Origin of the sequence: Streptococcus oralis, from assembly GCF_026782235.1 — a bacterium.
GTDB lineage: Bacteria > Bacillota > Bacilli > Lactobacillales > Streptococcaceae > Streptococcus > Streptococcus oralis_CC.
Window position 1 is genome coordinate 403,792 of record NZ_JAKUWE010000003.1, and the last position, 20,401, is coordinate 424,192.

Annotated in this window: 14 protein-coding genes; 2 read left to right on the forward strand and 12 right to left on the reverse strand. The window is 41.0% G+C overall.

What is annotated here, in order from left to right; genetic code table 11:
• The first annotated feature begins 2 nt into the window (after nucleotides 1–2).
• Nucleotides 3–449 (forward strand): DUF1694 domain-containing protein, encoded by a 447-nt coding sequence (locus tag MK396_RS05620; RefSeq protein ID WP_268723931.1) that lies wholly within the window; start codon nucleotides 3–5, stop codon nucleotides 447–449.
• On the opposite strand, the gene MK396_RS05625 is transcribed toward MK396_RS05620, so the two are convergent.
• The 12 genes from MK396_RS05625 to MK396_RS05680 all read right to left on the reverse strand — a co-directional run bounded on the left by MK396_RS05625 (nucleotide 446) and on the right by MK396_RS05680 (nucleotide 18,444).
• Nucleotides 446–1,561 (reverse strand): glycerate kinase, encoded by a 1,116-nt coding sequence (locus MK396_RS05625; RefSeq protein WP_268723932.1) that lies wholly within the window; start codon nucleotides 1,559–1,561, stop codon nucleotides 446–448. The genes MK396_RS05620 and MK396_RS05625 overlap by 4 nt on opposite strands.
• Nucleotides 1,562–1,570: 9 nt before the next feature.
• Nucleotides 1,571–2,215: a phosphoserine phosphatase SerB gene (gene serB / locus MK396_RS05630; protein WP_268723933.1), complete on the reverse strand. Its 645-nt coding sequence runs from the start codon at nucleotides 2,213–2,215 to the stop codon at nucleotides 1,571–1,573.
• Nucleotides 2,216–2,276: 61 nt separating this feature from the next.
• Nucleotides 2,277–3,710, reverse strand: coding sequence for a glycogen synthase GlgA (gene glgA / locus MK396_RS05635; RefSeq protein ID WP_268723934.1), 1,434 nt, complete (start codon nucleotides 3,708–3,710; stop codon nucleotides 2,277–2,279).
• The gene (gene glgD, locus MK396_RS05640; protein ID WP_268723935.1) at nucleotides 3,707–4,846 is read right to left on the reverse strand and encodes a glucose-1-phosphate adenylyltransferase subunit GlgD; all 1,140 of its coding nucleotides are present in this window, start codon (nucleotides 4,844–4,846) and stop codon (nucleotides 3,707–3,709) included. Before glgD ends, glgA begins: the two co-directional genes overlap by 4 nt.
• Nucleotides 4,836–5,978 (reverse strand): glucose-1-phosphate adenylyltransferase, encoded by a 1,143-nt coding sequence (locus MK396_RS05645; protein WP_268723936.1) that lies wholly within the window; start codon nucleotides 5,976–5,978, stop codon nucleotides 4,836–4,838. The genes glgD and MK396_RS05645 overlap by 11 nt, the downstream gene beginning before the upstream one ends.
• Nucleotides 5,979–6,136: 158 nt before the next feature.
• Nucleotides 6,137–8,032, reverse strand: a complete 1,896-nt coding sequence (glgB, locus tag MK396_RS05650; protein WP_268723937.1) for a 1,4-alpha-glucan branching protein GlgB — start codon at nucleotides 8,030–8,032, stop codon at nucleotides 6,137–6,139.
• A 274-nt stretch (nucleotides 8,033–8,306) separates the two neighbouring features.
• The gene (locus MK396_RS05655; protein WP_268723938.1) at nucleotides 8,307–9,731 is read right to left on the reverse strand and encodes an NADP-dependent glyceraldehyde-3-phosphate dehydrogenase; all 1,425 of its coding nucleotides are present in this window, start codon (nucleotides 9,729–9,731) and stop codon (nucleotides 8,307–8,309) included.
• Between the two features lie 197 nt (nucleotides 9,732–9,928).
• Nucleotides 9,929–12,214, reverse strand: a complete 2,286-nt coding sequence (pulA, locus tag MK396_RS05660) for a type I pullulanase (RefSeq protein WP_268723939.1) — start codon at nucleotides 12,212–12,214, stop codon at nucleotides 9,929–9,931.
• Between the two features lie 156 nt (nucleotides 12,215–12,370).
• Nucleotides 12,371–14,329, reverse strand: a complete 1,959-nt coding sequence (ligA, locus tag MK396_RS05665; protein WP_268723940.1) for an NAD-dependent DNA ligase LigA — start codon at nucleotides 14,327–14,329, stop codon at nucleotides 12,371–12,373.
• 88 nt (nucleotides 14,330–14,417) lie between these two features.
• On the reverse strand, nucleotides 14,418–15,596 hold the full coding sequence (locus MK396_RS05670) for an MFS transporter (protein WP_268723941.1): 1,179 nt from the start codon (nucleotides 15,594–15,596) through the stop codon (nucleotides 14,418–14,420).
• A gap of 80 nt (nucleotides 15,597–15,676) precedes the next feature.
• The gene (locus tag MK396_RS05675; RefSeq protein WP_268723942.1) at nucleotides 15,677–16,540 is read right to left on the reverse strand and encodes a MutR family transcriptional regulator; all 864 of its coding nucleotides are present in this window, start codon (nucleotides 16,538–16,540) and stop codon (nucleotides 15,677–15,679) included.
• Nucleotides 16,541–16,542: 2 nt separating this feature from the next.
• Nucleotides 16,543–18,444, reverse strand: coding sequence for an ATP-binding cassette domain-containing protein (locus tag MK396_RS05680; protein ID WP_268723943.1), 1,902 nt, complete (start codon nucleotides 18,442–18,444; stop codon nucleotides 16,543–16,545).
• A 227-nt stretch (nucleotides 18,445–18,671) separates the two neighbouring features.
• On the opposite strand from MK396_RS05680, the gene MK396_RS05685 reads away from it, so the two are divergent.
• Entirely contained in the window at nucleotides 18,672–20,390 is a 1,719-nt protein-coding gene (locus tag MK396_RS05685; protein WP_268723944.1) for a phospho-sugar mutase, read from the forward strand.
• Nucleotides 20,391–20,401 lie beyond the last annotated feature (11 nt).

The window sequence follows — 20,401 nt, forward strand, 5'->3', positions numbered from 1 at the left end:
TTATGACAGATTTATCAAAACAACTACTAGAAAAAGCTCATGGTGGGCCGAAATTAAACCCTGACGAACAACGCCGCTATCTCGGCACTTTTGAGGAAAGAGTTCTTGGCTACGCTGATATTAATACTGCCAATAGTCCTGAATTAGAACATGGATTTTTCTCTATTTTAGAGGGTTTTCAAGAAAAGGTAGAGATACTTTTTGTGAAAATCTCACCAAGTATCGAGTTTGACAAACAGGTCTTTTACTTAAGACAAGCAAAGGAAAGCAACTGTCAGGCGACTATTGTTTCAGACGATCATATCACCTCTCCTTTCGGTCTTGTCATTCATACAAATGAACCTGTTCAAGTAGATGAAAAGGACCTCAGACTTGCTTTCTCAAGCCTCTGGGAAGAGAAAAAGACAGAGGTTCCTAAAAAATCTATCTGGAAAAAATGGTTTGGTTAATGATTTCTCAAATTTAACAAACGACCAATATTAGTAGCTGCGTGCTCCAAATAGAGTCTTGCATTTTTCAAACTGTCTTCCAAAGGTTCACTTTTCTCTAGGATAGAGAAAGCTGCTTGTATATTTTCGAATGGTAGGGAAGGTAAATCCTCGGAAAGACTACCACAAATAGCAATAACAGGAACTCCGTTAGGGGTTCTTTTTGCTACTCCCATAGGAGCTTTTCCAACAAAGCTTTGACTGTCCAGTCTGCCTTCTCCAACGATAACTAAGTCAGCACCTGCAATCTTCCTGTCAAAGCCAATTAAATCCAAGCAAGTGTCAATCCCAGATACGATAGTGGCCTCAGCAAAGGCACAGAGCCCAGCCGCAATCCCACCGCCGGCTCCTGCTCCATTGAGAGACAGGGTTGATGGTGAAAATTTTTCATAGAACTCCTGTATAGCCAGATCTACTGTCTCAAACAAAGCAGGATCCAAGCCCTTTTGTTTTCCAAATGTATAGGTCGCCCCTTGATGACCACATAAAGGGCTCACGACATCTGCTAAAATGCGGATTTTCACATCTTCAGGAATCCTATACAACTCGCTGTCTGAAACTGACTCAAACTCAAGCAAAGTCTGACCGCAAGCTGGCAATTCTTTTCCATTCTTATCATAAAAGTGATAACCCAAAGCAGCTGCAATGCCAATGCCACCATCATTACTTGCCGTACCACCTACACCGATATAGATTTCTTTCATCTCTTGATCAACGAGATGGCGGATCAACTCTCCGATACCTCTGGTTTGGATATGGAGAGGGTTTCGTTTCTCCTGCGGAATCTTCCCAAGACCAACCAAGTCAGCAACTTCAAAGAGCGCTATTTGACCTTTTTGAAAGTAGCGCATTGATTCTTTTTGGCCAAAAAGTCCAGTCACCTCTTGCCATTTTTCTTCTAGGTCAAGAGAATGTCGAATAGCATCTACAGTTCCTTCCCCACCATCACCTACAGGGCAAAGCAGACATTCTACATCTGCTATCGATTTTTGGAAGCCCCTTTCTATAGCTTGAGCGACCTCTTCTGCCGTCAAACTTTCTTTAAAAGAATCGGGTGCAATTACAATTTTCATAGTTCCCTCTCATTCTAAGAAATCAATCAAAGGTAGAACTTCTAAAAAATCCCTCGTATCTACATGACAAGCTATCTCGGATTTTACGACCTCTTTGGAACAAAAGGCTATACCGTAACCTGCTGAATTTAACATCAAGAGGTCATTGGCACCATCACCGATAGCAATCGTTCTTTCTTTGGGAAGTCCTAATTCCTTTCTCCAATTCTCAAGAGTAGCTTGTTTTACTTGACCTGTCACAATTTCACCAACTAATTTTCCAGTTAAAAAGCCGTCTTTGACTTCCAACTGGTTAGCAGAGAAATAGGAGATGCCAAGGGATTTTGCTAATCTCTCAACTATTGGTGTAAATCCACCGGACACTAGACCAACTAGAATGCCCTTCTTTTGAAGTATGGAGATAAATTCTTGAGCATTCTTGGACAGATGAATGGATTTGAAGACAGTATCAAAGACCGAAACCGGAAGACCTTTTAACAAAGCCACTCTTGCTCGTAAGCTTGTTTCAAAATCCAGTTCACCTCGCATTGTCTGGCTTGTAATCTGCGAAATTTCGGCTTCGCAACCTGCTTCTCTTCCTAAAAGATCAATCACTTCTTCTGCTATCAGGGTGCCGTCAACGTCCATGACACAGAGCCCCATTACTTGAGTCATCACTTCTCCTCTTTTCTAAACAGCCCAAAAATCGTATGAAAGAATCATACGATTTTATCTATTAGTTGACTAAACTATGGTACAAGTCCAGGTAAGATTTGCAGGCTGTATCCCATGAGAAATCGCATTCCATAGCTTGTTTTTGTAGATTTCTCCAAACGTCCGGCTGGTACTTATAAACATCCAAGGCTGTTTGGAAACTCCAGTTAAGCCAGTATGGTGTTAAATTGTCAAAGCTAAATCCAGTTCCACTTCCTTCGATTGGATTGAAGGATTGAACCGTATCACGCAAGCCACCCACTTCATGAACCAATGGTAGTGTCCCGTAACGCATCGCCATCATTTGAGACAAGCCACATGGTTCAAAACGACTTGGCATGAGGAAGAGATCACAAGCTGCGTAGATTTCTTGAGCAAGTTTGACATCAAAAGTGATATTTGCTGATAGTTTGTCAGGATAGACTTGCGCAAACCAGGAGAAGGAATGTTCAAAAGCAGAATCTCCTGTTCCTAAAAGAACGATTTGAACGTCCTCCTGTAAGAAACGATGCAAGCTTTCTACCACAACATCAAAACCTTTTTGGCGTGTCAATCGAGAGACAATCCCAACTAGAGGAACATCTGCTCGCACTGGTAACCCAACTCTCTCTTGTAATTTTGCTTTGTTTTGAGCTTTTCCAGACAAATCTTCCTTATCAAAATGATAGTCTAAAAGTGGGTCTGTTTGAGGATTATAAAGATCTGCGTCAATACCATTGACAATACCTGAAACCTTACCTGACTCCATGCGAAGAATCTGGTCCAAACCGCAACCAAACTGACTGGTCATAATCTCATGCGCATAGCTAGGGGAAACAGTTGTGACACGATCCGCGTAGAGAATACCTGCTTTCATCCAGTTGAGGCAATCATTCCAGCGAAGGGTCCCATCAGCATAGCGTTCAAATCCCACACCGAACAAATCCCATAACATCCCTTCAGAAAATTGACCTTGAAATTCCAAATTATGAATGGTTAAAACTGTTCTGATTCCTTGATATGCCTGAATCCAATGGTACTTTTCCTTTAACAAGAATGGAATCATGGCTGTATGGTAATCATGGACATGGAGAAGGTCAGGGATAAAGTCGATGCGTTCCATTGCTTCTAGAGCAGCCAGTTGGAAGAAGGCAAAGCGTTCACCATCGTCAAAATCCCTGTAAACATGACCGCGGAAGAAATAATATTGATTATCAATGAAGTAGAAGGTAACCCCATTCAAGACAGTTCTTTTAATACCACAGTACTGTCTACGCCATCCTACACTCACTTCAAAGTGAAGAACATCCTCAATCTGGTCGCCGAACTTAGCCTCTACCATGTCATAGTAAGGTAAGACAACCGCTACTTCATGCCCTGCCTTTACCAGTGATTTGGGAAGTGCGCCAATGACATCGCCCAAACCACCTGTTTTTGAAAAGGGTGCTCCTTCTGCCGCTACAAATAAAATTTTCATGAATTAATGTCCTCTGTTACTGTTTCACCCTTCTTCACTACAACTGGATGTTCTGCTGTTCCTCGAATGACAACACCGTCCGCAACTTCAACTCCTTTGTCTAGGATGGCATATTCAACTTGGGCACCTTGACCAATCACAACTCGAGGGAATAAAATGCTGTCCTTCACCACACTATCTTTGTGAACATAAATGTTACGAGATAGGACTGACTGAACTACTTCACCCTCAATGATACTACCAGAAGCAAACTGAGAAGTACTTACTTTTGAAGTATTCGCATAGTAGGTTGGTTCTTCATTTTTAACTTTTGTATAAATCTTTTGATTTGGTGAGAAAAGTGAGTAGAACTTTTTAGATTCAAGCATATCAATGTTTGCTTGATAATAGGACTGAACAGAATGAATGTTCGCTAAGTAGCCTGTGTATTCGTAAGCAAAAGCTCCTTCTTTTGCAGCTAAATCACGAAGAACATAGCGTAACTTTTCAGGATATTCTTTCTGAGCCTCTTCTTCAAGTCGTTCAATCAACCAAGGAGTATCCACAACAAAGATATCTGTAGACATGTTGAAGAGTTCATCCGTAGATTTGTTATCAAAGAGTTTGTGCGAACGAACATGGTCAGTTTCATCAATTTCCAAGATAGCATTCACATCTGAAATGTCTTTCTTCGGAAGTTTCTTATATACAACTGTGATCGGACCTTTCGTTGTATTGTGTAGGTGGAAGACTTGATTCAAGTCAATATTCACCAGCACATCGCAGTTAATCGAAACGGTTTGGTTTGAACCTGAACGTTTCAAGTAGGTAAGAAGCTGTTGGTAATACTCTTTTCCAACCGTACTGCTTTCAACACGAGTATTGTAAATTCCTAGATAGTAGTGACTTAGAAGGGTGGACAAGCCCCACTCACGACCTGAACGGATATGGTCGAATACTGAGCTGATATTATCTTGTTGGAAAATACCAAAGATACTACGAACACCTGCATTTGCAAGACTGGAAAGGGGGAAGTCAATCAAACGGTATTTCCCACCGAAAGGTAAGCTAGCTACCGGACGGTGTTCTGTTAACGTTGACATATCATGAAAACCAACTGTGTTTCCTAAAATGGCTGAATATTTATCAATCTTCATCTGTTGCTACCCCCACTACTTCATTGTATCCTACTACTTGTACTTCGTCAGTTCCGTCAATCTCTACGCCGTCTGCAATAATGGCACCCTCACCAATAATAGCACGAGTAATCTTTGCTCCATGGCCAATAATAGCCCCACTCATGATGACAGAATCAACGACCTCGGCTCCTTCACGAACCTGTGCTTCTGTTGAAAGAATCGACCGTTTTACGGTTCCATCTACAAAACAGCCATCCACGACCAATGAATCTTCAACATGTGCATGTGCTCCAAAGTAGTTGGGTGGTGAGATCAAGTTTCTTGAGTAAATTTTCCACTGACGATTGCGACTATCCAAGGCATTTTCTGGCGAAATGTACTCCATATTGGCTTCCCAAAGTGACTCAATCGTACCAACATCTTTCCAGTAGCCATTAAATTCATAAGCATAAACACTTTCACCAGACTCGAGATAGTTAGGGATAACGTTCTTCCCAAAGTCTGATATATCGACATTGCTCTTTTCAGCAGCAACAAGCATATTGCGAAGTCGTTTCCAGTCAAAAATATAAATCCCCATAGAAGCCTTTGTAGACTTAGGTTGCGCAGGTTTTTCTTCGAATTCAACGATACGGTTATTGGCATCTGTATTCATGATACCAAAACGGCTAGCTTCTTTGAGAGGCACGTCTAGGACAGCTACCGTCAAACTGGCATTGTTATCTTTATGGGACTGAAGCATATCATCGTAGTCCATCTTGTAGATGTGGTCACCAGAAAGAATCAAAACATACTCAGGATTAACACTGTCGATGTAGTCAATGTTTTGGTAGATAGCGTGACTAGTCCCTTCAAACCAACGGTTTCCTTCGCTGGCTGAGTAAGGTTGTAAAATAGAGACACCTGAACTGATACCATCCAATCCCCAGCTAGAACCGTTTCCGATATGGTTGTTCAAAGCGAGAGGTTGGTACTGTGTAATCACACCAACATTATGAATTCCAGAATTTGCACAGTTGGAAAGAGCAAAGTCAATGATACGGTAGCGCCCACCGAATTGCACTGCCGGTTTGGCAATGCTTTGAGTGAGTTTTCCGAGACGTGTTCCTTGCCCACCCGCAAGGATCAAAGCTAGCATTTCATTCTTCATTTTCTACTCCTTTATAAAGACATGTGAACGTTAAAATCGAAAGAAGGTCGGAAGTCAAACTTTTTATAAAAATAATAGGAAATCCATTTCTCTTGTGTTTCAAGTCCAATACACGTACATCTGTTTTTAAAATCTAAAAAATTATCATCAACAGCTCATTATTCTTTTTTCTTAGCTGGTTTCAAACGACGCTTGATCTTCCAGATGCTTGCTCCCATGGCAGGCAGGGTAAAGGTCAAAGTCTGCTCATAATCTTTCCATAAGCCTTCTTGAGTCTGAACTGTTTGATTGTGCTCTTTCCACACACCTCCCCATTCTTCTAGTTCTGTATTCCAAACTTCTTCGTAAATACCTGCAACAGGTAACCCAATCGTAAAGTCTTTACGTTCAACTGGTGCCATATTAAAGACACAGACTAACATTTCGTCCTTCTTGCCCTTGCGAATAAAGGAAAGGACACTCTGATCTCTATTATCAGCATCGATAATCTCGATACCATCATAACTAGTATCAATTTCCCACAGACAGCGATGGTCTTTATAGAATTGATTCAGTTGTGAAGTAAAACGCTTCATCTTGGCATTCATTGGATCTTCTAGATTAGACCACTCCAACTGCTCCTCAGACTTCCATTCTAGGAATTGCCCGTACTCACTACCCATGAACAAGAGTTTCTTACCTGGATGACAAATTTGATAGGTGTAGAGATTACGCAGACCAGCGAACTGATTGTAGCGATCGCCCCACATCTTATGCATCATGCTCTTCTTGCCATGAACCACTTCATCATGTGAGAAAGGTAGGAGATAGTTTTCATTGAAAACATACATAAAGCTGAAAGTTACAAGATTAAAGTCATACTTGCGATAAATCGGATCTTCCTCGTAGAAACGGAGAATGTCGTTCATCCAGCCCATATTCCATTTATAGTCAAATCCAAGGCCGCCCATTTCTTTCATACCAGTAATCTTTGTCGCTGATGAACTTTCTTCTGCAATCATCATGATATCTGGATGAGCTAGCTTGACAACTGTATTCAAACGTTGAAGGAAATAATAACCCTCGTAATTAAGGTTTCCACCGTCTTTGTTTGGAGTCCAAGGAGCATTATCATAATCTAGATACAGCATATTGCTCACTGCATCGACCCGAATACCATCTAAGTGGTAAAAATCAATCCAAAATTTAATACTTGAAATCAAGAAAGACTGGACCTCATTTTTCCCGAGGTCAAAATTCAGCGCACCCCAACCGTAGTTATGAGCCTTGTTGTGATCTTGGTATTCAAAAGTTGGTGTGCCATCATAATATGCCAAGGCATCATCATTAATAGTGAAATGACCTGGAACCCAGTCTACGATAACACCGATATTATTTATATGACACTCTTCAACGAAATCTTGGAATTCCTCAGGTCTGCCATAGGAATGTTCAAAAGCAAAGTAACCCATAAGTTGATAGCCCCAGCTCAATCCAAGTGGGTGAGCCATTAAAGGCATGAACTCAATATGTGTATAGTTCATCTCAACTAAGTATGGAATCAACTCGTCCTTCAGTTGCGAAAAAGTATAGGGACTACCGTCTGGATTTCTCTTCCAAGATCCTGCATGGGCCTCGTATATATTAACTGGTCTCTCGAAAAATCCCAAACGTTTGCGACGTGCTAGCCAAAGACCATCTTTCCATTTCTTTTCACGGATATTGGTCAGAACTGCTCCTGTACCCGGTCTAGCTTCAAAATAAACTGCCAACGGATCAATTTTCATAATCTGGTGACCATTTGCACGCGTAATATGATATTTATAAATCTGACCTTCCTGAGCTTGAGTCGTAAAGACTTCCCAAACACCTGCTTCATTACGAACCATGGGAATCTGATTCTCAACCCAATCAGTAAAATCTCCAACTAGATGAACTGCTTGTGCATTTGGGGCCCAAACCCTAAAGGTATAGCCAATTTCTCCGTTTTTCTCCTCTCTATGTGCTCCTAAATAATGCTGGAGGTGAAAGTTCTCACCTGTAGTAAAGGTTCTTAATGCTTCTTGATTATTCATTCAATCCCCTTTCAATTTGTAAGCGTTTTCTATATTTTTATTATACACTCTTTTAAGATAACTTTCAAGTAATTTACGAAGAAAATCATATTTTTTTATGAAAGTCTTCAAAAAATTACCGAGCATTTTAAAAATGATATATCCTGAAATAGAACACGAAACAATTTCCATATATTTTTTTATTATAATACCAAAACATTCGTTTTTTATCAATTTGTAAGTAATTTTTTTTGAAAAAAATAAAACCAGGAAAAAGATTTCCTGATTTTATAGATTATTTCACATCAAAAACAATGGATTTAACATTTGTCATCGCTTCGATACTATATTTAATTCCTTGTACTCCTGCACCAGAACCTTTTACACCAAGGAATGGGAAATTATCTGGTCCACGTTGTGTTTTATTATTAATATGAACGGTTCCCACTTCAAGTTTTTCAGCAATTTCAAACGCCTTCTTAAAGTCATTTGTAAAGACAGAGGATTGAAGACCAAACTCAGATTCATTGGCAATTGCTACTGCTTCATTCGCATCTGCGACACGGATAATTGGGAGAACAGGTCCAAATGGTTCTTCCCAGGCTACTTTCATATCTCTTGTAACTTGGTCAAAAAGCACTGGCCAGAGAAGATTGCCTTCACGTTTGATTGGTGTAAGAGCCCTAGCGCCTTTTTCTTGTGCATCTTCGATCAATCCCCAGATGAAATCAGCTGAAGCATTATCAATAACAGGTGTGATATCAGCATTGTCAAATGGATCACCGACTGTTAGCTTAGCGACTTTGGCCTGGAGCAATTCGGCTAACTTGTCTGCTACGCTTTCTACAACTAAGACACGTTTAATAGCGGTACAACGCTGACCAGAGTAGCTAAATGCACCACCTACGATTTGATTGGCTGCATTCTCTAAATCTGCATCTTCTAAAACGATTGCTGCATCTTTCCCGCCAAGCTCCAGCATAATTGGGCACATACCAGCTAAACGACCGATACGCTCCCCAATCGGTGTTGAACCTGTAAAGTTAATGAAGTTCACTTCCTTGTGTTCGATGATGTAGTCTCCAATCTCAGAACCACGTCCAGTGATGGTGTTAAAGACACCTGCTGGAATTCCGGCTTCGTCAAATGCTTTAGCCAGCAAGAGACCAGAAATAGATCCTTGCGTTGGTGGCTTAAACATAACGACATTTCCTGCAATCAGAGCCGGAGCAATCTTGGATCCAGAAAGATTGACTGGGTAGTTAAATGGCGCGATAGCTAAAACAACACCAACTGGCTCACGATGGACAACGGCTAGTTTGTTTTTACTTGCAGCTTCAAAACCGCCACCTTCCATTGCTTGTCCAGTAATACGGAGACCTTCTTCAGCAGCAAAACGAATCAAATCTGCTGTACGTACTACTTCTCCAACGGCTGCTTTAATCCCTTTTGCAACCTCTTTGGCAAGAATGGTACCAATTTTTTCTTTATCACGTTCCAAAATGTCTGCTGTCTTATGCAAATAAGCTGCACGCTCAACTGGTGCTAAATCACGCCATGCAGGGAGAGCTGCACGCGCAGCTTTCATAGCCTCATCTACTTCAGCTTGGCTCATAGCGGGTACTGTACCTAGTTTTTCTTGATTGATAGGAGAATAGATCGTAATCTTGTTCTCTGATGATTTCCATTTTCCATTCACTAAATTCTGATATCTTGTCAAATTCTCGTCCTCCTGAAAATGATTAAAACTTATTTTATCAAATTTTCAGAAAATTACAACCCTTTTTGTGAAAATATTGATATTTTTTTCACAAACTTGATTCTTCAAATTATTTGAATTTTATTCCTATTAGATATTGGTTTTTCAATAAAAATCAAAAAAGGTCTAGTTAATCTAAACCTTTTTAGAACATTAATTTACGAGAGTACTTTTAAGACTACGACACTGGTATCATCAATCACATTTGATTCTTTAGAACGACTATTAGACACCAGCATTTCAAGATTTCCTGCATTTTCAAAGTAGAAGGAAGTCCCTTTCGCATTAAAGACTACCAATAAGTGCTCTGGTCCACCGTGAATTTCGTAAACAATCCACCCACTATTTTCAGAAGCTGTATGGACGAAGACATGGCGATAGACTTCTTCATATGTAGGATAGGAGAAGGCGCTGGTCTGTGTTTTTAGGCGAATAATCTGGCGAATAAATTCAATGCTCTCTTGTCTCTCATTGATTAAATCCCAGTTGACCTGGTTGACACTATCTGGAGCATTGTAGCTGTTCATGGCACGTTCTCTATCTGCCTCAGTCAGCTCCCCGTTTTCACCAGTAGCAAGGAGTTTAGTGCGGCCAAATTCTTGCCCCAACTCTATAAAGGACATCCCTTGCATGAGAATGCTCATCGCTGTTGCTGTCTCAACCTGGCGCATAATCTTATCTGAACTGTGATTTGGATGAAGGGTCACCAATAAATCATGCAAGTTGTAATTATCATGGGCCTCCACATAGTTAAGGACTTGGTTTGGGCTAAGATATGAGCCCAACTCTCGACTACCAAGAATAGCTTTGGCTACAATCGGTTCTGTAGCAGCACCACTAACAAATCCTGCCTTGATTGAGCCATAAACTTCTCCTCCTTTGATGGCATCGCGCTGATCATCGTTGAAAAATCCAATATTTGGCATCTGATAGGCATTGTCCTTCTTGGCCTTGTCATAAGGTGCAAGACCTGTCCCCATATCCCAACCTTCTCCATAGGTGAGAATACGCGGGTCGACTTCATCAAGTGCCCAACGAATTGCCTGCATGGTTTTAACATCGTGAATTCCCATCAAGTCGAAACGAAAACCGTCAATATTGTATTCTTTCACCCAATAAAGAAGTGAGTCAATCATATACTTGCGGTACATTTCGTGTTCGCTTGCGGTTTCATTTCCAACACCTGTGCCGTTTTGGAAAGTTCCATCTGGATTCATACGATAGTAATAATCAGGAACAGTTGTTTGAAAAGGAGCATCAACTGTTGAGAAGGTATGGTTGTAAACGACATCCATAATGACACCGATTCCTGCATCATGATAAGCCTGAATCATGGCTTTGAGATCTCGAATAACCTGTCCTGGATCATCTGGATTGCTAGAGAAACTTGGTTCCGGCGCATTGTAGTTTTGAGGGTCATAACCCCAGTTATAGGTTACATTTCCATCCTCATCGTATTCCTTATGGCGATCAAAGATTGGTTGGAGCTGAACATAATTACAGCCGAGTTCTTTGATATAGTCAAAGGCTGTTGCTTGACCATACTGGTTAACCGTTCCAGTCTGGGAAGCCCCAAGGAAAGTCCCTCGAAGGTTTTCTGGAACTCCAGATGTCGGCGATTTTGTGAAATCACGAATGTGCATCTCACAAATAACTGCTTTACATGGGTTTTCCAAACGCCAAGGAGCGTCTGTCCCATGTTTGACTTCGAACCCTTCTACCTGTCTATCTTGCTGAGAGAGGATGACGGAACGTTTCCCGTCAGGACTTGTAGCAATAGTGTATGGGTCTCGTGTCAAAGTCTGGTGGTGCGGAAACTCAATCTGATACTGATAGGCTTTACCTGCAAGATTTTCATCCAGGTCTACACTCCAAACACCAATGGTATTGTACTTATGACTATATGAATAGCTATTCCCACGCTCAAGATTAAAGGTTTTCCAAATCGGTGCGTCGTTACTTGTATTTTCATAAACGACCACTTGGACTGCTGTAGCGGTTGGAGCCCAGAGTTTAAAGCTTGTCTGGTAGTCTGAGATACTGTAACCTAACTCCCCTTGGTATCCCCAATGGTGATCAAAACTTTCACTGTGAAATGCTTTATCAAAAGCAAACGGGTTTCGATCTTTATAGTAAGGACTAGCAATGGCTGGATTTTCAGAATAATAAACCGTCTCATCACCATCTAAGATCCAAACCTCAGTCAACAGTGGATAATAGTTAAACCGTAGGAGATAGTCTTTTGTCTTACCATCTATTTCAGCAGAAAAGGTCAAAGTATCAAGCCTTTCTGCACTTGTGACTGTAAAGGAGAATTTTGCTCCAAAATAGTCATTTTCATAATACAAATTTTCTTTAACATCTGCCTGTTTTCTACTGAATGAACAAGCATCATAATCCCCATTTTTTCGGTGAAAATGGATGACTACAGGGTAACTATACATTTCTTTTCCTAATTTCTAATTTCAATTTTAATTTTTTAAGTCATGCTGAAGAATTTAGCGGGAAATTCAGCACAATATAGAATAGCATTAATAGATATAAAAACACATCAGGAGAGATAGTTCAAGACTATCTAACATCTAGTTTTCGACTATTCTTTACAAACTTTCTAGCCAAGCTTCATCTCGAACTTCGATACCAAGTTCTTGTGCTTTTTGGAGCTTGCTTCCTGCATCTGCTCCTGCTACGACAAGATTCGTTTTCTTAGATACACTGCCTGTGACTTTGGCACCCAGACTTTCGAGTTTGCTTTTGGCTTCTGAGCGCGTGAGGCGTTCCAATTTCCCCGTTAGTACAACGGTCAAACCTGACAAGGCTGCATCTTCTACTACTGTCTGTCCTTTGTAGTCCAGATTTACTCCAGCTTCTTTCAACTCGTCTAAGAGAATCTTCGACCCTTCTGTAGCAAAATAAGTCTGAAGGCTTTGAGCAATCACACTACCCAAGCTCTCGATACTTGCTACTTCCTCTGGGTCTGCTTGGGCTAGATTTTCAATAGAGTAAAAGTGTTGGAGCAAGAGCTGACTTGCTTTGCTTCCGACATGGCGAATTCCCAAACCGAATAAAAGCTTTTCAGCAGAGTTTTCCTTGGATGCTTGAATGGCCTGATACAGTTTAGAAGCAGATTTTTCCTTGAAACCTTCTAAAAGGAGGAAATCGTCTTCTTTCAAACGGTAAATATCTGCCACATCCTTGACTAGATTGGCAGCAAAAAGCTTTTCGACGATAGATGGACCAAGTCCTGTAATATTCATGGAATCTCGAGAGGCAAAGTGAATCAAACCTTCCATGATTTGGGCAGGACAGCGAGGATTGATACAACGAAGAGCCACTTCATCTTCAAAATGAAGCAATTGACTGTCACAACTCGGACAGTTAGTCGGAATATCTAGTTTTTCTTCAGAAACACGTTTAGACTCTACCACACGCAAAACAGCAGGGATGATATCTCCAGCCTTATAAACGATTACCGTATCATCTTTTCGGATATCCTTTTCAGCGATATAATCTACATTATGCAATGTTGCACGGCTAACAGTTGTCCCAGCAAGCTGAACAGGTGTTAGATTGGCAGTGGGAGTCACAACACCCGTACGACCTACTGTCCAGTCAACTGAAAGGAGCTGGGCTTCTTTTTCTTCAGCGGGAAATTTATAGGCGATTGCCCACTTGGGCGCTTTAACAGTAAAGCCGAGTTCTTCTTGACCTGCTAGGTCGTTGACCTTGATTACCACTCCATCAATATCGTAAGGCAGTTTCTCCCGTTCTTGTCCTACTTCTTGGATGAAATCCCATATCTCATCTATGCTTTTAGCCAATATTCGTTTAGGATTAACTACAAAACCAAGCTGTTCAAGATGCTTCAAGACCTTTTCTTGGCTATCACGAGTAGAAGGGCTGGCTTCTTGATAGAGGAAAGTCGCAAGATTACGCTTGGCCACTACTGCTGTATCCAACTGACGGAGGGTTCCTGCAGCTGCGTTACGAGGATTGGCAAATTCAGGCTCACCATTTTCTTGGCGGGCTTGGTTGACCTGATCAAAGGAAGCGCGTGGCATGTAACACTCTCCACGAACGGTGATATCAAGTTCTTCTGGCAAGGTCAAAGGAATGTCCTTGACACGCTTGAGGTTCTCTGTGATATTTTCACCAACAGAACCATCCCCACGTGTCGCACCGACTACCAAAATTCCCTTTTCATACGTAAGCGAGATAGACAAACCATCGATTTTCAGTTCGCAAATATAGGTCGGTTGGGGTAATTCCTTTCGAACACGCGCATCAAAAGCTTCTAACTCTTCACGTGAAAAAGCATCCTGCAAACTATAAAGAGGATACTGATGACTGTATTTTTCAAAACCATCTAAAACCTTACCACCAACACGGTGGGTCGGACTGTCCGCTAAAACTTGATCTGGATAGGCAGCTTCCAATTCGACCAACTCTCGGTAGAGGCGATCATACTCGCTATCTGACACCGAGGGATTGTCACTCGTATAGTACTCGGTCGCATAGCGATTGAGCAAGGCAACTAACTCATTCATTCTTTCATTCATAATCCCATTTTACCACAAAGCAAGCCCTCCTCACAATAGAGAAGGGCTGAAAAATGGATTGTAGAGAAATATTTTCTAAAAAATGAAATTATAACCCTTTTTTTAAATGACTTCTCAAATAAACGAGGGATAGACAAGACAGGATGACAACCCCACTTCCAATGATCAGAAAAGAAGAGAGATGGACACTTGGTAGCACCGTCATAAAGCCTTTTGCAATCGGCATAAATAGGATGGCTAAGGTAAAAATTGTGCTTAGCACTCTCCCCAAGTATTCCCCCTCAACCTTGGTTTGCACCTGAGTAAAAAAGTGAATATTAAAAATCGTCATAAACAGTTCACAAACTAAATTTCCGGAAAAGGAAAGAAAAGTTGGCAGTGGTAATCCCATCATAGAAACTCCAACTCCAGTCAAAGCCAATAGAATCAAAAGATTATAAACACTTGCTTTTATTTTACTAGCTAGAAGAGCTCCGATAATCGAACCAATAGCGCCCATAGTCAAAATACTCGCATAAGCTCCTTCTACCCCGTATAGTCGATTTGAAAAAGGGAGGAGAAATTCAAAAGCTGCAAAAAAGAAATTAACACTGGAAGCTACTAATAAAAGAAAGAAAATCTCCTTCTGATGCCAAATATAGTGTATTCCAGCCTTCATATCAAAAAAGATGTCTTTCCAACTAAAACTCTTTTTCTCATGTACTTGGATTTCTTTTTGAGGAAGGAGAGCCACTAGACCAAATGCAATGAAAAAACTAATGGCATCTAAAACGAGCGTCATATGGAGACTGGCAAATTGTAAAACGAGGAAAGAAAGTACAGGGGAGCTAACGCCTACAACCTGCAAAACGAGCTCTAAACGAGCATTATAGGTCACAATCTCATCTTTCTCCACCACTTCAGTTATAATAGCTTTATTGGCAGGCCGAGAAAAAGCAAAGGCAACCGCCTGAACAATATTGGCAAAAATCAAGGCAGCAATCATCAAGCTATCATTTCTGATGAAAGAAATAGCTAAACAGAGAAGGCCACAAATCAAGTCTGTCGTCATCAAAATTTTGCGACGCGAAAAGCGATCTGAAATCACTCCGCCAAAGGGATTGACTAGAATCGATGTAACCAACTCAGAAATTTGATAAATCCCAAGAACAGTCTGTCCTATCGTCCCCATGGAAGCTAACCAGACACTATTTCCATAATCATAGAGCATATTTCCTATCTTGTTAACAGCTCCACGACTAATCAACTGGATTGCATGTCGATTCATATAAAAAGCTCCTCTCAAATTTTGAAACTATTGTATCAAAACTGAAAGGAGTCTCTTTATTTTTCCCTTATTTGGGAAATTTAAGCATTTACAAATTTTTCATAATGTTCCTGATAGTAAGCCACTTGCTCTGGAAGTCCAAGCACATCAAAAATATGCATAGCCTCCTGCATCTGACTACAACCCTCTTCTTTCAAGTCTCTCTGGTAGAGGGCGAAACCTTTGAGATAATGGAAGATATTGCGCTCATAAAGCTTGATACCATTTCCAATCAACTTCTCCACATAGCCCTCAAAATAGTCCGCATCCGCAAAGGATCGATTTTCCAAACAATGCTGGTAACAGTTAAGAGCTAAGATCAAAACAAGTTTTCGATGACGACCAATTTCCTTGTAGTAGTCTTCCCTCTCCATCACTTCTCTGCCAATCCGAGCTACATAGTCCACATTGTAGAAAGTATAGAGATTCCCGAAAAGAATCAACTCATACATAGTCCATTCTTCTGTTTGAAAAAGATAATCCGCCACCTTATCCAGATCACTCTGTTCCATACTGTAACTAGTATCTCTTTGACAAATCAGGCCTTGTAGCAGAATCCAATTCAGCTCAAAATAGAGGGGATTGGTCGAACTCTTTGCTTTCTCAAGCTGTTCCTTTTGAAGCTTTTGAAAACCTGCAATATTATTTGAGTAGTAAAGCGGAATAATCTGTGCCATCAAGGCAACATGTTCATGATTTTGAAAATCTCTAGCCTTGTCCATGAAATTTTCAATAGTCACATGAATATTGTCCAAAATCTCAAAGAAACGAGAAACTGCTAGATCAGACTCCCCAAGCTCGAAGCGAGATAATTGAGAGGTTGAACATGATTCACCTGCCGCCTCTTTTAAGGAGTACTTCCCACTTGTTCGAAATTCACGAAATACCTTTCCTAGATGTTTCATCTTTACACCTGCTCTGATAATTCTTCCCACTCAAGCATAGCCTCTTCCTGACGATGGCTGATTTTGTCAAGTTCAGCCTGCAATTCCATCAGTTTTTCAGCATCGTTGGTTTCCAGCATTTGTTCAGAAATGGCTTGATTTTGACTTTCTAACTCTTCAATTTCAGCTTCCAAACTCTCGATTTGACGCATGAGCTTGCGGGCTTCTTTCTGACTTTCTTTCTGGGCTTGGTAGTCATTAGCTGGACTTGTTTCTTTGGCTTGATTGCTGGTTGAAGCTTCCTCAGCCTGAGTCATTTCTACTTCTGCTTTCTTCTCAACATAGTAGTCATAATCTCCAAGGTAGAGGGTTGAGCCATTTTCAGACAATTCTAGAACATGGGTAGCGACACGATTGATAAAGTAACGGTCGTGGCTGACAAAAAGCAAGGTTCCATCAAAGTCAATCAAGGCATTTTCCAAGACTTCCTTGCTATCAATATCCAAGTGGTTGGTCGGCTCGTCCAAAATCAAGAAATTGTTGTTTTCCATTGAAAGTTTGGTAAGAAGCAAACGAGCTTTCTCGCCACCAGACAACATGCCTACTGATTTTTTGACATCATCTCCTGAAAAAAGAAAGGCGCCAAGACGGTTACGGATTTCAACTTCTGGTGTCAGTTTAAAATCATTCCAAAGTTCATCCAGAACAGTATTACTTGGTGTCAACTTGCTTTGAGTCTGGTCATAGTAGCCAACCTCAACATTAGCGCCAAAGCGTTTTTCTCCCTTGATAAAAGGAATCTGATCAACGATAGACTTGATAAAGGTTGACTTACCAATACCATTTGGTCCTACGATGGCAACAGCATTCATCTTACGGAGGTCGAGATTGATTGGCTCTGAGAGTATTTCCCCATCATAGCCAATGGCCGCATTTTCAACGGTTAAAACGATATTACCTGATGTTTTTTCAGACTGGAAGGTCATATTGGCTGATTTCTTACTAGTTTCAGGTTTGTCCAAACGCTCCATTTTTTCCAATTGTTTCCGACGAGATTGAGCACGTTTGGTTGTTGAAGCTCGGACTAGATTGCGATTGACAAAGTCTTCTAGAGCCGCGATTTCCTTCTGTTGCTTTTCATAGTTTTTTGCCTCAGTAGCTAGCTTTTGCTCCTTTAACTCAACAAAACGAGAGTAATTACCTACATAACGATCTAAGGAATGCTTAGTCAAATCGAGTGTAACCGTCGCAACCTTATCCAAAAAGTAACGGTCGTGACTGACAATAATGAGGGCGCCGCTATAATTTACCAAGTAATTCTCTAGCCAGGCTATGGTTTCGATATCCAAGTGGTTGGTTGGCTCGTCCAAGACCAAGAGATTGGGCTTTTCAAGGAGCATTTTAGCCAGTGCCAGACGGGTATTTTGACCACCCGAAAGCTCGGCAATTTTCATCTGCCACATAGACTCGTCAAACTTGAATCCATTCAAAATCGCTCGAATATCAGCTTCGTAAGTAAAGCCACCATCCTGACGGAAATTCTCTGATAAACGATCATAATCCGCCATCAGTTTATCTAGATCTTCACCAGACTTTTCACCCATCTCCAACTCCATCTGACGCAGTTGTGTCTCTGTCCGACGCAAGTCATCAAAGACGTGAAGCATTTCATCATAAATGGTATTTTCAGACTCAAAACGGCTATCTTGGGCTAGGTAAGACAGAGAAATATCTTTTTTCTTGTTGATTTCTCCACTAGTTGGCTCCTCTTCCCCAACCAAAATCTTTAAAAGAGTAGACTTACCCGCTCCATTTTTTCCAACGAGGGCAATTCTGTCTTGTTCATCCACTTGCAGGTTGATATGTTCAAAGAGAACCTCTCCAGCAAAAGATCGTTCAATTTTATTGGCTTGTAAAATAATCATACATCTATTTTACTATCTTTTTCTCTTTTGCACAATTGCAATGAAAAAAGTTTGAGTCATAAACCCGAACTATTCATCTTCTTTTTCATTAGAAAGCGTATTGGGCTATTCTTCTACAATGAAATAAAAGTAAATTTCCTACATTTTAAGTTATGCTAACGTTTTACTAAAATATCAAATCGTGATATAATGAAAGCGATTAAAGCAATAGATAAAGGAGATACTCTATGACTTACCAAGAAAATTATCAAAAATGGGTCGATTTTACCGGCCTTCCCGACTATCTTCGTCAAGATTTGGAAAACATGGACGAAAAAACAAAAGAAGATGCTTTCTACACCAATCTTGAATTTGGTACTGCAGGTATGCGCGGCTTGATCGGTGCAGGTACAAACCGCATCAACATCTATGTTGTTCGTCAAGCTACAGAAGGTTTGGCTCGTTTGATTGAGTCAAAAGGTGGAAATGAAAAAGATCGTGGTGTGGCAATTGCCTACGATAGCCGTCACTTCTCACCTGAATTTGCCTTTGAATCTGCTGCAGTTCTTGCTAAACACGGTATCAAATCTTACGTATTTGAAAGCCTCCGTCCAACTCCAGAACTCTCATTTGCAGTTCGTCACCTCAACTGTTTTGCAGGTATCATGATTACTGCCAGCCATAACCCTGCTCCGTTTAACGGTTATAAAGTTTACGGTGAAGACGGTGGACAAATGCCTCCACACGACGCGGATGCTTTGACGACTTACATCCGTGCAATCGAAAACCCATTTACAGTTGAAGTTGCTGATGTAGAAGCTGAAAAAGCTTCTGGCTTGATTGAAGTCATTGGCGAAGCTGTTGATGCAGAATACCTCAAAGAAGTAAAAGATGTAAATATCAACCCTGCCTTGATTGAAGAGTTTGGTAAAGACATGAAGATTGTCTACACACCACTTCATGGTACTGGTGAAATGTTGGCTCGCCGTGCTCTTGCACAAGCTGGATTTAACTCAGTTCAAGTCGTTGAAGCACAAGCAACTGCTGACCCAGACTTCTCAACTGTAAAATCTCCAAACCCAGAAAACCAAGCAGCCTTTGCACTTGCTGAAGAACTCGGCCGTCAAGTTGGTGCTGATGTTCTTGTGGCGACTGACCCAGACGCTGACCGTGTTGGTGTTGAAGTTCTTCAAAAAGATGGTAGCTACCTCAACCTTTCAGGTAACCAAATCGGTGCTATCATGGCTAAATACATCTTGGAAGCTCATAAGAGTGCTGGAACCCTTCCTGAAAATGCTGCTCTCTGCAAATCCATCGTATCAACTGACTTGGTAACGAAGATTGCTGAAAGCTACGGCGCAACTATGTTCAATGTCTTGACAGGTTTCAAATTTATCGCTGAAAAAATCCAAGAATTCGAAGAAAAACACAATCACACCTACATGATGGGATTTGAAGAAAGCTTCGGTTACTTGATTAAGCCATTCGTACGTGATAAAGATGCTATCCAAGCCGTTCTTGTCGTTGCTGAGCTTGCCGCCTACTACCGTTCACGTGGTTTGACTCTTGCTGACGGTATCGAAGAAATCTACAAAGAATACGGCTACTACGCTGAAAAGACTATCTCTGTAACTCTTTCTGGTGTAGACGGTGCTGAACAAATCAAAGCAATCATGGCTAAATTCCGTAACAATGCTCCGAAAGAATGGAACGCAACAGCTATCACTATTGTAGAAGACTTCAAGGCTCAAACTGCTACTGCTGCTGACGGTACTGTTACAAACTTGACAACTCCTCCAAGTGATGTTTTGAAATATACACTTGCTGACGGTTCATGGATTGCTGTCCGCCCTTCAGGTACTGAACCAAAAATCAAGTTCTACATCGCAGTTGTTGGTGAAAGCAACGAAGATTCACAAGCTAAGATTGCTAACATCGAAACGGAAATCAATGCGTTTGTGAAATAAGAAACTATAAA